We start from the raw sequence: 13831 nt of genomic DNA on the forward strand, positions 1-13831 counted from the left end.
TTTTTTCAGTAAGCCACAGCCGCAAGCCCCCGCGCAATGGGGAGTTAGCCGAATTCGCCCGCGACGGGCCGCGGATCAGCGAAACGTATGACCATATCGACGGCGAGATCCAGATCCCGCCGCGCCCGTTCGGCATCCGGATTCGCCACGTACTGCACGATGAGCCCGTCCAGCACCGCCAGCGACAGCCTGCCCAGCGTGTCGAAATCAACTGCACACCGCTGCCCCGTCGCCAGCGCGGCCTTTTCACAGAACTCGGCCACGAGCGAGGTGTACCGCTCGTACTGCAATCGCGCCAGCCCCCGGGATCCCTCGGTGCGCGCGGAGTGCATCGCCAACTCGTATTGCATTATCTGCAAACCGATTTCGTTCTCGACCAACGTGCTCCAGAAGTTGGCCACACTGCGCCGCAGCACATGCTCCACCCCCAGCCCGGGCTCGATATCGACCCGCAGCGTGGCGGCGACATCCTCGGTGACAGCCGCGACCACCGCCCGCAGCAAGCTGTCCTTACTTGGAAACACGTACTGCATGGTCCCCAGCGCGATATCCGCCTCGGCCGCGACGGCCCGCAACGTGGTCCCGGCCACCCCCACGGCCCCGAGCACCCGCACCGCCGCCGCGACAACCTGCCGCTCCCGCTCCGCCGCTTTGACGTACGCCACCCAACCTCCTCCTTCGGCGACCCGAGTCTTCCATGCCCGATCGCCCGGCGGTCGCGAGGCGCTCGGCTAGGCGGGGATCGGCAGTGGGGGTGCGGGGTCGAAGGTGGCGGGGAGGGCGGTCAGGGCTCGGTGGAAAGGGCCTGGGCGCCAGGATAATTCGGAGGTGGGGACGGCGAGGCGGATTTCCGGGAGGGCGTCCAGGAGTTGGTCTATGGCTTCCTGGGCGATGAGGTAGGCCAGGGGGCTGGCGGGGCAGGAGTGCGGGCCCGCGCCCCAGGCCAGGTGGGAGCGGTTGCCGGAGCGGTGGGCGGTGGTGATGGCCGGATCGGTATTGCAGGCGGCCATGCTGATGACCACGGGCTGGTGGGCCGGGAGCCAGGTGCGGTCGACCAGTACGGGCTGGCGGGGGAAGCTGATGCAGAAGTTGGCCATCGGGGGGTCGTTGAAGAGGACTTCGTCGAGGGCGTCCCGGGTGGAGAGGCTGCCGCCCAGGACGCTGCCGCCGAAGCGGTCGTCGGCCAGGATCACCAGCAGGGTGTTGACGATGAGGTTCTGCTGGGGTTCGATGCCCGCGCCGTAGAGGGTGGCGAGTTGGTGCACCATCTCGGTATCGGTGAGTTCGGCGGGGTGATGCAGTATCCGGGTGGTGACGTCGTCGCCGGGATACTCGCGTTTGTGCAGGGCCAGGCGTTGCAGGGCTTCGACGAGGAGTTTGTTGCCGTTCTCCGCGCCGATGCCCTCGAAGATGGCGCGAAAGCCCTGGGCGGCCTGGGCCGCGATGGCGGCGGGGCAGCCGAGCAGATGGTTGAGCACATCGAACGCGAGCGGAAAGGCGTACTCGCGCACCAGATCCACCGATCCGGTGGCGCAGAAACCGTTGATCAGGGAGACGGCGGTGCGCTCCACCGTGGCTTGCAGACCGTAGCGATCGACCCCGGCCAGTCCGGCGGTATTGGTCTGGCGATAGCGGGTGTGTTCGCTGCCCGCGCTGCGCAGCGCGTTGGGCCGCCACTGCATCATCGGCAGCACCGGGCAATCGGCGGGCACGCCGTCCTGCCAGACCCGGGGATCGGCGGGGAAGCGTTCGGGATCGTTGAGAATCGTTACCGCCGTGCGGTATTCGAGCACCAGGGTGGCGGGTATCCCGGGTGCGAGTTCGACCGGGGCCAAAGCACCGAATCTGGCCCGCATCTCGCGATAGGCCCGATGCGGGTCAGCGGCGAATTCGGCGGTGTACATGGGTACGCGCGGATCGGCGGTATCGACGGACACGGCGTGGGTGGGATCTGGTTCGGACATCGGAACTCCACGCGGTGAACGACATACCCCCCGCCGAACACCGCACACCCCGGACGTGGAACCAGGTCACCCTACCCAGGCGCACCGACAAACGCGCGGCTATCTCGCCGATTCTGGGAAGAACACCTACATGAAAGTGCTCTCCTTGGTCAGGCCGAGCGCGTCGTCACCGCCGGTGATGATGGGCTGGCAATTGCCGTATCCGACACCGCCGCCCACCGGATCGGTGATGCGCACGACGGTGTCGCGAATCTGATGCAGGCGGCGGGCATTGTCGTGGGTGGAGCAGTCGGCGATCCACTCACCGTCCAAATGTGTTCCCGGGCCCTGCCATTCGCCGTGATAGCGCCCTTCGAAGCCGTGGTAGAGGCCCGCGCCGAGATGGAATCCGGTATCGGACACCACCTCGATCTCCAGGATGCGGGTGCCGCCCTCCACATCGGTGGCGTGCACGCGCCCGCCGAGCAATCGCCGATTGTCCGGATCGAAGCGCAGTTCCGGGGTGAGGTCGCGCCAGCGCACGGTGCGGCCGTCGGGATATTGCAGGCCGCCCATGACGGTCTTGGAGGAGTATCCGGTCACCTCGACGATCTGATAGTGCAGGTGGATGCCGTATCGACTGCCATCGGGTCGTTCCAGCAGCGCCGGGGCCCAGATCATGCGGAAGGACACCTCCGGCGGCAACTCCATCGCCTGCACATCGGGGCGCGGCTGTCCGACGTCGTAGCGCACGCCCCAGGAGTGATCGCGGGTGGAAACCCAGTCCTGCGGCGTGATCTCGGTGCGCTGCCCGTCGATCTCGACCCAGCCCGATGCCACGCCGATCTGGTGGTAGCGCACCAGATCCGCCGAAACCCGGTAGCCGCTGCGCATATGGGTGCGGTCCTCGAGGTGCGCGGGCAGTTCGGCGGTGAACAGCCAATCGAACGCGATCGGCTGAATATCGTTGGGCTCCAAGATGAATCGGATCTGCTTGAGCGGTTCGACCACCTCGTATCGCACCGGCCCGATCACCGTGCGATCAGGTTCGGGCAGCAGTTCACGATTGGCGCGCACCGTCACCTGTTCGACACCGCGCGAGATGCCCGCGTACCCGTCCATGACATTGCGATTGGTGTACTTGCCGAGCCCGAATCCCAATTGCAGACTGCCATCCCGGGCCGCCGCCATCGCGCACACCTTCTCGGTCCAGGACAGATCGCTGCTGGCGACCGTTCCGAAGGTGTCGGCGATCTGATGATGGAAACCCTCATCGGCGGGCAGCAGTGGGCCGATCGATTCACTCATGACACGGGCTTACCGGGCCACACGCGCGACCGTCCAACCCGCATCCCGCTCACCGGTGCGCGCGCCGGCCTTGACCTCGACCACGCTCGAGGTTGCACCCTGGAGTCATGACCCGAACCGAAGAAACCTGGAATGCCGCATACGACAACGACACCGCGCCCTGGGTGATCGGCGAACCGCAACCGGCGATCGTGGCCCTGGAACGCACGGGTGCGCTGGGCGGCCGCATCCTGGAGCCCGGCTGCGGCGCGGGTGAACACACCATCGCGCTGACCCGGCTCGGCTACGACATCCTCGGAGTCGACCTGTCCTCCAGCGCCATCGAATACGCGCGCGCCAACGCCATCGCGCAGGACATGCCGACTGTGGCGTTCGAGGTGGCCGACGCACTTCAGTTCACCGAACGCCCCGACTTCGCCGGTAGTCCCCCGGGCTCCGCACCCGCCTTCGACACCGTCATCGACAGCGCACTGTTCCACGTCTTCGGCACCGAACCCGAAATCCGCACCGCCTACGTCCGCAACCTGCACGCGGTCCTGAAGCCCGGTGGCGTCCTGCACCTGCTGGCCCTCTCGGACGCCGAACCGGGCTTCGGCCCGCGCATCAGCGACCGCGTCATTCGCGAATCCTTCAGCGAGGGCTGGGAAGTGGAAGACCTCCACCCCACCCGCTACCGCGGCCGCGTCACCCCCGGAGTAGCCGAAGCGGCCGCCACCCTCGACGTCTCACCCGAGGGCCTGGTCGATGTCGCCGCCTGGCAGGCCCGCATCCGCCGCCTCTGACCCGACATCACTGCATCGTTCGGTATTGCGCGATAGTCGATCCGGGGCCGTGGGCCGGGGCAGCCGGACCACCACCTCGGCCCGCCGCGCAGCGCGCACGCGTGCCCAGCTCCGGCGAGAACCGGGGTGCAGGCAGCCCTCAGCAGGCGCGAGGGATGTGGGGCGGGGCAGTGCGGGCGTGCAGGGCGGCGCGCAGGTCGATGCGGTCGTCGAGGCGGGAAAGGTCACGGCCGGTGAGCTTCTCGATGCGCTCGATGCGGTAGTGGACGGTATTGACGTGCAGGTAGAGGGCTTCGGCGGTGCGGGTCCAGGAGCCGTTGTTGTCCAGGAAGGCGGTGAGGGTGGCGCGCAGTTCGGAGCGGGCCGGATCCGCGTCGAGCAGCTCGCCCAGCACCTGGGTGCTGAAGGTCTCGCGCACCGGATTCGGCACTCCGGCAAGAAGTTCGGCGAGTGTAGTGAGATCGGCGGCGGTGGTGACCGTGCGGCCCAACCGCACACCCGCCCGGCAGGCGTGGATGGCGCGAATCAGACTGTCCCGCAGCGTCGCAACGGGTTCGGCCGAGCCGAAGCCCAAGTGCAGTGCGACGTCCGGGGCACAGGAACGCACCAGCTCGCACGGGCCGGTCAGATCGTCCGCGGCGGATACGGGAATGATGCCGACCGCATGCTCCCCGCGCGCGGCGACCAGCGGCGGCTCCGACGTGCGGTGTGCCAGTAGCTCACTCAGCGCGGCCACCGCCACCACGGGCAGGACCGGTATCCCTCGCGTCTGCGCCGGCGCGCCCGTTGCCGCACCGGCTCGATGCGGAATCCCTTGCGACGGTGCCGATCTGGCCGGATTGGTCCGATGCGGTGTCCCCGCTGCCTGCGCGACGGTCGATGTCGCGCCCGAACGTTCCGACGTCGCTCCCGGCCGGTCCGGTGCGACCGCCGCGACCTCGGGCCGCACCGGTATGACCGCCGCGGTGACAATTCGGTACAGCCCCGCGCCCTTGTCCAATGTCATTGCGATGAAGGGGTTCTCGATATCGCCGCGGTCCAGCAGTGCGATCAGCGTCGCGGCGGTCTCGGCTCGCCGATCCTGATCCCGCGCGGCGAGTTCGCGGTAGTGCCGCAGCATTTCGGCGACCTCGCGCAGCGGGCGCGGCGGTGCGAGCGGACCGGGCAGGCGCAGGTACCAGCTGCCGTAGGGCGAATCCGACTCTCCCACAGCGTGATTGGCGCGCTCACCGCGTCGCAGGCTGCGGGCGACGGTCGCGGCGGGCTCCTCGGGCGCGGCGGAGGATCGAGCGACGGTGCGACCGCTGGCGGTCACCAGCGCGCACGGCAATCCGCCCAGGTGCACGGCGATGCGGTCCAGCACCTCGGTGGGTTCGGCCTGTTCCCGGATCAGCCGTTCCAATCCGCGTCGCACATGATCGGGCAGCGATGAATGCGGTGAGGCGGTCAGCGCACCCCAGCGCCGCAGATAGATCTCATCGGTAATGGTCCGGAAGGTGGTCTCGGCGGGCACCGACACCAGCACGATGCCGTGTTCACGGCAGGCGCGCTGCACTTCCTCGGGCACCCCGCCATGGCGCACCACACCCGCGAGCAGGGCCACCGCACCGGCATTCCGCAGGGCGGCGGCGAACCGATCGGCCTTCTGCCTACCGCCGCGCGCGGTCCACCAGACCAGCCCGCTCAGCACCACCTCGCCCGCGCGCAGGTATTCGCTGGGGTCCAGCAGATCGGTCGCGGTGACCCCGCCGATCTCCCGGCGCAGCAGTTCGGGACCGCCCCACACCAGCTCCAAGGCCAGGTTCTCCAGTTGCAGCAGGTCATCCACCCGCATGAGCTGCTCCTTCCGCGCGGTCCGCGACGACCGCCGACATCGCATGGTAGATGCCTTCGCGCGGTGTCGGCGATGTCTTGTTCGATCCACCGAAATTCGGTGCGGCACCCCCGGAATTTCGTATGCGCGGCCGATGGCAACGGCCCGGACCCCGGCTTGAATCGGGCGGGTCATCGATTTTCGAGGAGTGCCGGGTGGATCTGAACACGATCGCGCAGGTGTGCGACGCACGTGAATTCCGCGAGTGGCGACCGGGCGACGCCTGGCTGGGCGGAGGCACCTACCTGTTCTCCGAACCGCAGCCGCACCTGCGCCGCCTGATCGATCTGAGCCGCATCGGCTGGACCCCGCTGCGCCGATTGCCCGACGGCGGATTGGAGATCGCCGCCACCTGCACGGTGGCCGAACTCTTCCGATCCACCGAGCGTGAGCTGTTCCGGCAGTGCTGCCATGCGTTCCTGGCGTCGTTCAAGATCTGGAATATGGCCACCGTCGGCGGCAACCTCTGCAATGCGCTGCCCGCCGGGCCGATGATCTCGCTGACCGCCGCCTTGGACGGCGTCTGCCTGCTGCAATCCCCGGCGGGCGTGCGACGGCGGCTGCCGGTGCTCGAATTCGTCACGGGCGCGGGCGAGAACGCGCTGCGCGACGGTGAACTGCTGCGCTCGATCACCCTTCCCGCGGCCGCACTCGATCGCCGCACCGCCTTCCGGCAAGCCTCGCTGTACGGGCACGGCCGCTCCGGCGTCCTGATCATCGGCACCCGCGACCGCGCGGGCGTACTGCGCCTGACCATCACCGCCTCGACCACCCGGCCGATCCGCATCCGCTTCCACTATCGGCCCGGTGCGGACGAATTGCGTTCGGCCGTCGATCACGCCGTACCCGAACACATGTGGTTCGACGATATCCACGGCCTGCCGCGATGGCGCAGGCAGATGACCCTGCTGCTGGCCGAACAGATCCGGAGAGAACTGGTATGAGCTTCGAAATCCAGGTCAACGAGCGGACTTTCGGCGAGCAGCCGCGCCCGGGTCAGTGCCTGCGCACCTATCTGCGCGAGCGCGGCTGTTTCGGGGTGAAGAAGGGCTGCGATGCGGGCGACTGCGGCGCGTGCACCGTGCATGTGGACGGTGCGCCCGTGCACAGCTGCCTGTATCCGGCGGTGCGTGCCGACGGTCGCAGCGTCACCACCGTCGAGGGTCTCGCGCGCGACGGCGAACTGCATCCGGTGCAGCAGCGGTTCCTGGACGCGCAGGGTTTCCAATGTGGTTTCTGCACAGCGGGTTTCCTGATGACCACGGCCAAGCTCGACGAGGCACAGCTGGCGGATCTGCCGCGCGCGCTCAAGGGAAACCTGTGCCGCTGCACCGGATATCGCGCCATCGAGGATGCCATCAAGGGCGTGCGGCATACCGAGGACCCCGAGCCCGGCGCGGCGGTCGGGCGCAATCTCGGCGCACCCGCCGGACCACAGGTGGTCACCGGAACCGCCAGGTACACCTTCGATATCGATGTTCCCGGACTGCTGCATATGAAGCTGTTGCGCTCCCCGCATCCGCACGCCCGTATCCGGCGCATCGATACCGAAGCGGCCCAATGCGTTCCGGGTGTGCGCGCGGTGCTGACCCATCACGATGCCCCGGAGCGGCTGTATTCGAGTGCGCGCCATGAACATCCCGAGGAGGATCCGGACGACACCCGCGTCCTGGACGATGTGGTCCGCTACGTCGGGCAGCGGGTGGCGGCGGTGGTGGCCGACAGCGAGGCCGCCGCCGAGGAGGGCTGCCGCCGCATCGAGGTCGACTACGAGGTGCTGCCCTATGTCCTGGATCCCGAGGAAGCCATGCGCCCCGGCGCTCCACAGGTACACGCCAAGGATGCGAAGCTCGCGCGCATCGCCCGGCCCGAGGCGAATGTGGTGGGCGAGGTGCACGGTGAGATCGGTTCGGTGGCGCAGGGTTTCGCCGAGGCCGCGGTCGTGTACGAGGAGACCTTCCGCACCCAGCGCGTGCAGCACGCGAGCCTGGAAACCCATGGCGCGGTGGCCTGGTTCGACGAGGACGATCGACTCGTGGTGCGCTCCAGCACCCAAACGCCATTCCTGACCAGGCGCGCCCTGTGCGCCCTGTACGACCTGCCGCTCGAACGGGTGCGGGTGGTGGCCGGACGCGTCGGCGGCGGTTTCGGCGGTAAACAGGAGATGCTCGTCGAGGACATCGTGGTGCTGGCGGTCCTGCGCCTGCGACAGCCGGTGAAGCTGGAATACACTCGGGCGGAACAGTTCTACGGCGCGACCACCCGGCATCCGTTCACCGTTCGGGTCAAGGCGGGCGCGCGCCGGGACGGCACGCTCTGCGCGCTGGAAGCCCGCATCGTCTCCAATACCGGGGCGTACGGAAACCACGGCCCCGCGGTGCTTTTCCATTCGGCGGGCGAATCCTTCGGGGTCTACCGCTGCCCGAACAAGAAGGTCGACGGCTATGCCGTCTACACCAATACCGTTCCGGCGGGCGCGTTTCGCGGATACGGCCTGGGCCAGACGGTGTTCGCCATGGAATCGGTGATGGATGAGCTGGCCCGCCGCGTCGGCCTGGACCCGCTGGTCTTCCGCGAGCGCAATATGATCGGCCCCGGCGAGCCGATGGTCAGCCCCGGCGGGCATGAGGAGGATCTGCATATCGCCAGCTACGGGCTCGATCAATGCCTGGGCATCATCCGCACCGCGCTGGCGGACCCGTTCCCGCCCGCACCGCCGGGCTGGCGCACCGGTACCGGGTTCGCGCTGTCCATGATCGCGACCGGCCCGCCCGGCGGTCATTTCGCCGACGCGCGCATCACCCTGCTGAGCGATGGCACCTACGATCTCGCGGTCGGCACCGCCGAATTCGGCAATGGCACCACCACGGTGCATCGGCAGATCGTCGCGCAGGAGTTGGGCACCACCGTGGATCGGGTGCGGATTCGGCAATCCGATACCGATGTGGTCCGCCATGACACCGGGGCCTTCGGTTCCACGGGCACCGTGGTGGCGGGCAAGGCGGTGCTGCACGCGGCGCGCGCCCTCGCCGATGTGCTGATCGCGCGTGCGGCGGCGCACCTGGGCGTCGAACCGTCGCGCTGCCGATTGACCGAGCACGCCGTGGTCGCGGACTCGCGCCGGGTTTCGATCCCGGTGCTGTGCGCGGTCGCGGCCATCGACGGTGAAACCCTTGCCGCGGACGGGCATTGGGGCGGCACCCCGCGCTCGGTCGCCTTCAACGCCCAGCTGTTCCAGATAGCGGTCGACCCCGATTCCGGTGAGCTGCGCATCCTGCGCAGTGTGCACGCCGCCGACGCGGGCAAGGTGATGAACCCGCTGCAATGCCGCGGCCAGGTCGAGGGCGGCGTCGCACAGGCCCTGGGCGCAACGCTTTTCGAGAATGTGCGGATCGACGATCGCGGCGAGGTCGCCACCGCCGCGTTCCGTCGCTATCGCCTGCCCGCCTTCGCCGATGTCCCGCGCACCGAGGTCACCTTCATGGACACCTCCGACGCCATCGGCCCGCTGGGCGCGAAATCCATGAGCGAGAGCCCTTTCAATCCCGTCGCCCCGGCCCTGGCGAACGCCCTGCGCGATGCCACGGGCATCCGGTTCACCGAACTCCCGGTCACCCGCGATCGCATCTGGCTGGCACTGCACCACAGGCAAACTCGACAGTTGCCCGGGCCCGGGAAAACCGACGCGCCGATTTCCCGTTCCGATCTGGCGCGGCTGGTCGAACCGCTCGCCGATGATGTCGTGGAATGAGAATTCGACACAAACCGCAAAGTATCTTTCGCACCGCGAAACAAATACGCCGCACGGCGGGAAAATTCATGTAAGGCCCCTCGACAGATCCGTGGCTCACGCACCGGAAAGTGATAGCTTTTCTCTATGGCCTGTGCGTGCGCCGGGCCACCGGAACATTCAGGGAGATAACGTGTCACGGGCTGTGCGAGTCGCTACCGCGGGGGTATGCGGTGGAATTCTAGGGTTGGTTTCGTGCCTCTTCGGCACGGGCCCCGCACAGGCCGACGACTCCCCCGGTCCGGCGATCGTCGACGGCACCGCCTATTTCGCACTCGGCGGCTGGAACTGCTCCATCGATCCGGGCGGCACCATCGGCTGCGATCTCGCGACACCGGCGGCCGCCATGAACGTGCTGTACTTCGGGACGCAGATCTCGCTGCCCAATGTGCCCGCCATTGTGCTGGATTCGGCCGCGTTACCGGCTCGCCCGCAATGGAATTCGAATGGCAGCCATACGCTGCCGGGCGGGAATCCGGCGCTGGTGCGCCTGCCCGCCGCCACCTACCACGATCCCCAGTACTCCATCACCCATGCCGGGGCGACCTGTCAGATCACCTTCAACGACACCGCCGTCTGCACCTCGCTGGGGCATGGGTTCAGTCAATGGGGACCAGTGCCCAATGGCTACTGATCCCCATGATTCACCGATTACCGGTACCAGACGCCGGAATCCCAGTCGCCGTAGTCCCAGACGTTGAAGTCGTAGCGACTATGCGCGCCACCGAACAGATAACCCCACCAACCGGCCGAGGTATCGCAGATCTGGTCGTCCCGGTTGCAGACGGTCAGGGTCGGGAAATCGCCGAACCAATCGTCGACGCCGGCCAGTGGATAACCGATGATTCCGCTGCCGGGCGTGGAGGCGAGACCGCCCCAACCGGGTCCCGGAGCGCGCTTGGGATCCGCCAGCAGAATTGCATTGGCATTGTCGACGCCCTGATGCGCGGTGACCCAGGCGTGGACCAGGCCCGCGCCCTCGCTGTGCCCGATGATCCGAATGTGGTCTCCGGGACACTGATTGCGATGCTGCCAGAACAGCCGGTCGAGTTCGTTCAACCCCGACATCGGGTCGGCGGAGTTGTAGCCCACGGGCTGATTCACGAATGGGGCGAATACCGACGAGGAGTTGTCACCGAGTCCGCCGATGCCGATGGCCCAGTCGCCAAGGCACTCATCGGCATTCGCCCGCGGAGTCGTAACATAGGTAATGGAAAAGAGGACTGCCAACAATAATGCGGCGAAGAGCGCCGTTGCTCTACGCATGATCGTACTTCTTCACATATCGAGTTCTCCGGGTCCGGCCCGGCTTGATCCCTATGTACCCAGAAGTTGCTGGCGTTCTTGATTTCTGCCGAAACAGTTACCTCGCACCCATTTTCGTAGGCCGTACCGAAATGATCCGATACCGCCCGGTCTGCACCGCTCCGCGACCGGGCCGGGCGGCTAGCCTGGACGGGTGGGAACGATGAACGTCGATGGCGGCGGCGCTGATTCGGGGTGGGACTTCGCCCGCGCGGGCCGGTCTGCGGGAGCGGCGATGATCGGCTATCGGGATCTGCGCGGTGGCGCGATGGATCTGCGGGTCGCGGGCACGGCCGCGATCACCCTGGTCGTCGAATTCGGCGGCGGCGGACTGAGTATCGACGGTTCCGCCGGACCGCGCGGGCTCGGCGGATTCGTCGCCGGGCTCGGCATGGACGCCATGCGGGTCGGCGGTGACGGCGTGCACTGCGTCGAAGTTCGGTTGTCGCCGGTGCGGGCGTATTCGATGCTGGGCGTCGCCCCCGGCGAGCTGGGCCGCGAAGTTGTCGATATGGAGGAGCTTTGGGGCGACCGGGCGCGGCGGCTGCGCGAGGAGCTGGCGGCCGGGGCGAGCTGGGAGGAGCGCTTCGAGGTGACGAAAGCGTTTCTGGCACAGGGCGATCGAACGATGCGGCGGCCCGATCCGGAGGTGCTCGCGGGGTGGGATCGAATACTGGGATCCGGCGGCCAGGTGCGGGTGGGCGCGCTCGCGGAATCGGTGGGGTGGAGTTATAAGCGCTTGTGGGGGCGGTTCGAATCACAGATCGGGCTGACACCCAAGCGGGCCGCGATGCTGGTGCGGTTCCGGGCGGCGGTGGACGGACTGCTGGCGGGCCGGGCGGCCGCCGAGGTCGCGGCGGCGTGCGGATACGTCGATCAGGCGCATCTGTGCCGGGATGTGTCGATGTTCGCCGACCGCACGCCCGGATCGCTCGCGGTGGACTATCTGCCCGCGATCGCCGAGCAGCGCTATCGGGCGTGGGGAAGATTCGTCCAAGACCGGGCGGGGCCGCTCGGCCCATAGTCGGTGCGTGAGCAGAACATTCGAGCCCGAGAAGCTACAGAGCGCGCTGACCGCCATTCATGACGCGGGAATGCCCGGAGTATTCGCGCAGGTGCGCGATGGTGACCGAAGCTGGTGCGGGGCAGCGGGAGTCGCCGATCTCGTCACCGGCAAGCCGGTCACCGCGGATATGCGGCATCGCGTCGGCAGTATTACCAAGACCTTCACCGCGGCCGCCGTACTGCAATTGGTGGACGACGGCGAGATCGACCTGGATACGGCCATCGGCCACTACCTGCCGGACCTGGTCCCCGGTGAGCGCGGTGCGGCGATCACCGTCCGGATGTTGATCAATCACACCAGCGGTCTCGCCGAATACCTTCCGTATGCCTATCCCTCCCTCGCGGCCTTCCCGAACCTGGCGCAGACGACCCCGGTGAGCCTGGACGACAACCGGTTCACCAGATTTCACGCGACCGACCTGATCGCGATGGGGGTGGCCGCACCCGCCACCGGACGGCCCGGTATCCCGCCGGGCGTCTACTCCAACACCAATTACCTACTGCTGTGCCAACTCCTGGAATCGATTACCGGCACCTCGGCGGAGAAACTCATCACCCGCACCGTCATCGAGCGCGCCGGGCTGCGCGATACCGAACTTCCGCTGGGTCTGACCGTCAACGGTCCGCATGCGAAGCACTACGAGTCCTGGTTCGGAATGATCGACCCGCCACGCGATTACAGCGTCTACAACATGTCCTGGGTGGGTCCGGCGGCGTCCCTGATCTCGACGGTCGCGGATCTGAACCGCTTCTTCGCGCTGCTACTGGCCGGGGAGATCATCAGTCCGGCGGCGCTGACGCAGATGCAGCAGACCGTCCCGGTCATCTCGTTCGAGGGCAAGACCATCGACTACGGCCTGGGCCTGCACAAGACGACGGTCCCCGGACACGGAATCCATTGGGGCCATGACGGTTCCGTCTGGGGCGGCGGCGCGCTGTCCATGACCAGCGCCGACGGCACCCGTCAACTGTCCGTGGCGGTGAACCTGCAACGCTGGCACGACCTCGACGCCACCGGCAGACCGCAACCCCACCCCATCGACCACGCCCTCGCCGCCTTCACCCAGCTCGCCCTGGCAGGTTGACGCGTCCGGTCTCAGCGGTCGCGCCGGTAGCGGAGGTAGACGGCGCCCGAGCCCAGTACCCGGGATTCGATCAGGCTCAGTTCGAGCCGCTCGGCGAGCGGCGGGAAGTAGGGTGCGCCGTCGCCGAGGATGATCGGGATGACGAACTGGTGATATTCATCGATCAGATCCGCGGCCATGGCGGCGGCGGCCAGGGTCGCCCCGCCGATCGCGATCACGCCGTCACCGGGTTGCGCACGCAGGCGGGCGATCTCGGTGGCGAGGTCGGCGGTGGCCAGGCGGGCAGTGCCGGTGACCGCGTCCAGGGTGTGCGAGAAGACCACCTTCGGGATCGGACACCAGATCCGGGCGAACTCCAATTCCTGCGGGTCCGTCATGGTCTGCTCGGCGGTCTCCCACACCAGCATGGTCTCGTACAGGCGGCGGCCGCACAGATGGACGGCGACATCGCGGGTCTGCTCGATGTGCAGATCCATCTTCTCCGCGTCGGGGACGGACCAGCCGAGGTCGTCGCCGGGCGCGGAGACGAAACCGTCCAGCGACACGCTCATCGAATAGATCACGGGCGGCATCGAATCCTCCTCGGTGTGTTCGAGTAGGTCGGGGGCGTGGTGAGGGTATGCCCACGGGACCCGAGGTGCAACGCTATGCGCCCGGGACACGAAGTACTCGATATTGCC

12 protein-coding genes are annotated in these 13831 nt (G+C 67.6%); 6 read left to right on the top strand and 6 right to left on the bottom strand.

The genetic code is table 11. The annotated features are described in order from the left end of the window. Positions 1 to 44: 44 nt before the first annotated feature. The 3 genes from ACFVUS_RS09190 to ACFVUS_RS09200 all read right to left on the bottom strand — a co-directional run bounded on the left by ACFVUS_RS09190 (position 45) and on the right by ACFVUS_RS09200 (position 3251). Positions 45 to 665, bottom strand: coding sequence for a TetR/AcrR family transcriptional regulator (locus tag ACFVUS_RS09190; protein WP_387762949.1), 621 nt, complete (start codon positions 663 to 665; stop codon positions 45 to 47). A 66-nt stretch (positions 666 to 731) separates the two neighbouring features. Continuing rightward, positions 732 to 1964 (bottom strand): cytochrome P450, encoded by a 1233-nt coding sequence (locus ACFVUS_RS09195; RefSeq protein WP_387762952.1) that lies wholly within the window; start codon positions 1962 to 1964, stop codon positions 732 to 734. A 126-nt stretch (positions 1965 to 2090) separates the two neighbouring features. Next, positions 2091 to 3251 carry a hypothetical protein gene (locus tag ACFVUS_RS09200; protein ID WP_387762955.1) on the bottom strand — a complete coding sequence of 387 codons (1161 nt, stop codon included), beginning with the start codon at positions 3249 to 3251 and terminating at the stop codon, positions 2091 to 2093. A gap of 107 nt (positions 3252 to 3358) precedes the next feature. Between ACFVUS_RS09200 and ACFVUS_RS09205 the strand changes: the two genes are divergently transcribed. After that, positions 3359 to 4033, top strand: a complete 675-nt coding sequence (locus tag ACFVUS_RS09205) for a class I SAM-dependent methyltransferase (protein ID WP_387762958.1) — start codon at positions 3359 to 3361, stop codon at positions 4031 to 4033. 139 nt (positions 4034 to 4172) lie between these two features. Here ACFVUS_RS09205 and ACFVUS_RS09210 read toward each other — a convergent pair whose 3' ends face one another. Further along, on the bottom strand, positions 4173 to 5867 hold the full coding sequence (locus ACFVUS_RS09210) for a PucR family transcriptional regulator (RefSeq protein ID WP_387762960.1): 1695 nt from the start codon (positions 5865 to 5867) through the stop codon (positions 4173 to 4175). Between the two features lie 194 nt (positions 5868 to 6061). Here ACFVUS_RS09210 and ACFVUS_RS09215 point away from each other — a divergent pair, with 194 nt between their 5' ends. The 3 genes from ACFVUS_RS09215 to ACFVUS_RS09225 all read left to right on the top strand — a co-directional run bounded on the left by ACFVUS_RS09215 (position 6062) and on the right by ACFVUS_RS09225 (position 10330). Continuing rightward, positions 6062 to 6850, top strand: a complete 789-nt coding sequence (locus ACFVUS_RS09215; protein WP_387762963.1) for an FAD binding domain-containing protein — start codon at positions 6062 to 6064, stop codon at positions 6848 to 6850. Beyond that, positions 6847 to 9657: a molybdopterin-dependent oxidoreductase gene (locus tag ACFVUS_RS09220; RefSeq protein ID WP_387762966.1), complete on the top strand. Its 2811-nt coding sequence runs from the start codon at positions 6847 to 6849 to the stop codon at positions 9655 to 9657. The genes ACFVUS_RS09215 and ACFVUS_RS09220 overlap by 4 nt, the downstream gene beginning before the upstream one ends. Before the next feature lie 226 nt (positions 9658 to 9883). Then, positions 9884 to 10330: a hypothetical protein gene (locus ACFVUS_RS09225; protein ID WP_387762969.1), complete on the top strand. Its 447-nt coding sequence runs from the start codon at positions 9884 to 9886 to the stop codon at positions 10328 to 10330. A gap of 17 nt (positions 10331 to 10347) precedes the next feature. Here the strand turns inward: ACFVUS_RS09225 and ACFVUS_RS09230 are convergent, their stop codons facing one another. Further along, positions 10348 to 10962 carry a cutinase family protein gene (locus tag ACFVUS_RS09230; protein WP_387762972.1) on the bottom strand — a complete coding sequence of 205 codons (615 nt, stop codon included), beginning with the start codon at positions 10960 to 10962 and terminating at the stop codon, positions 10348 to 10350. Positions 10963 to 11164: 202 nt separating this feature from the next. Between ACFVUS_RS09230 and ACFVUS_RS09235 the strand changes: the two genes are divergently transcribed. Both ACFVUS_RS09235 and ACFVUS_RS09240 read left to right on the top strand, forming a co-directional pair. Beyond that, positions 11165 to 12025 (top strand): helix-turn-helix domain-containing protein, encoded by an 861-nt coding sequence (locus ACFVUS_RS09235; RefSeq protein ID WP_387765460.1) that lies wholly within the window; start codon positions 11165 to 11167, stop codon positions 12023 to 12025. Between the two features lie 7 nt (positions 12026 to 12032). Then, positions 12033 to 13151: a serine hydrolase domain-containing protein gene (locus ACFVUS_RS09240; RefSeq protein ID WP_387762975.1), complete on the top strand. Its 1119-nt coding sequence runs from the start codon at positions 12033 to 12035 to the stop codon at positions 13149 to 13151. Between the two features lie 11 nt (positions 13152 to 13162). On the opposite strand, the gene ACFVUS_RS09245 is transcribed toward ACFVUS_RS09240, so the two are convergent. Continuing rightward, on the bottom strand, positions 13163 to 13723 hold the full coding sequence (locus ACFVUS_RS09245; protein ID WP_387762978.1) for a dihydrofolate reductase family protein: 561 nt from the start codon (positions 13721 to 13723) through the stop codon (positions 13163 to 13165). Positions 13724 to 13831 lie beyond the last annotated feature (108 nt).

Source organism: Nocardia sp. NPDC058058, from assembly GCF_042885355.1.
Classification (GTDB): Bacteria; Actinomycetota; Actinomycetes; order Mycobacteriales; family Mycobacteriaceae; genus Nocardia.

Bases quoted from the DNA above. Each gene is read 5' to 3' on its own strand.
- ACFVUS_RS09200 (WP_387762955.1), bottom strand. From the start codon at position 3,251: ATGAGTGAATCGATCGGCCCACTGCTGCCCGCCGATGAGGGTTTCCAT.
- ACFVUS_RS09245 (WP_387762978.1), bottom strand. From the start codon at position 13,723: ATGCCGCCCGTGATCTATTCGATGAGCGTGTCGCTGGACGGTTTCGTC.
- ACFVUS_RS09210 (WP_387762960.1), bottom strand. From the start codon at position 5,867: ATGCGGGTGGATGACCTGCTGCAACTGGAGAACCTGGCCTTGGAGCTG.
- ACFVUS_RS09220 (WP_387762966.1), top strand. From the start codon at position 6,847: ATGAGCTTCGAAATCCAGGTCAACGAGCGGACTTTCGGCGAGCAGCCG.
- ACFVUS_RS09195 (WP_387762952.1), bottom strand. From the start codon at position 1,964: ATGTCCGAACCAGATCCCACCCACGCCGTGTCCGTCGATACCGCCGAT.
- ACFVUS_RS09230 (WP_387762972.1), bottom strand. From the start codon at position 10,962: ATGCGTAGAGCAACGGCGCTCTTCGCCGCATTATTGTTGGCAGTCCTC.
- ACFVUS_RS09235 (WP_387765460.1), top strand. From the start codon at position 11,165: ATGAACGTCGATGGCGGCGGCGCTGATTCGGGGTGGGACTTCGCCCGC.
- ACFVUS_RS09205 (WP_387762958.1), top strand. From the start codon at position 3,359: ATGACCCGAACCGAAGAAACCTGGAATGCCGCATACGACAACGACACC.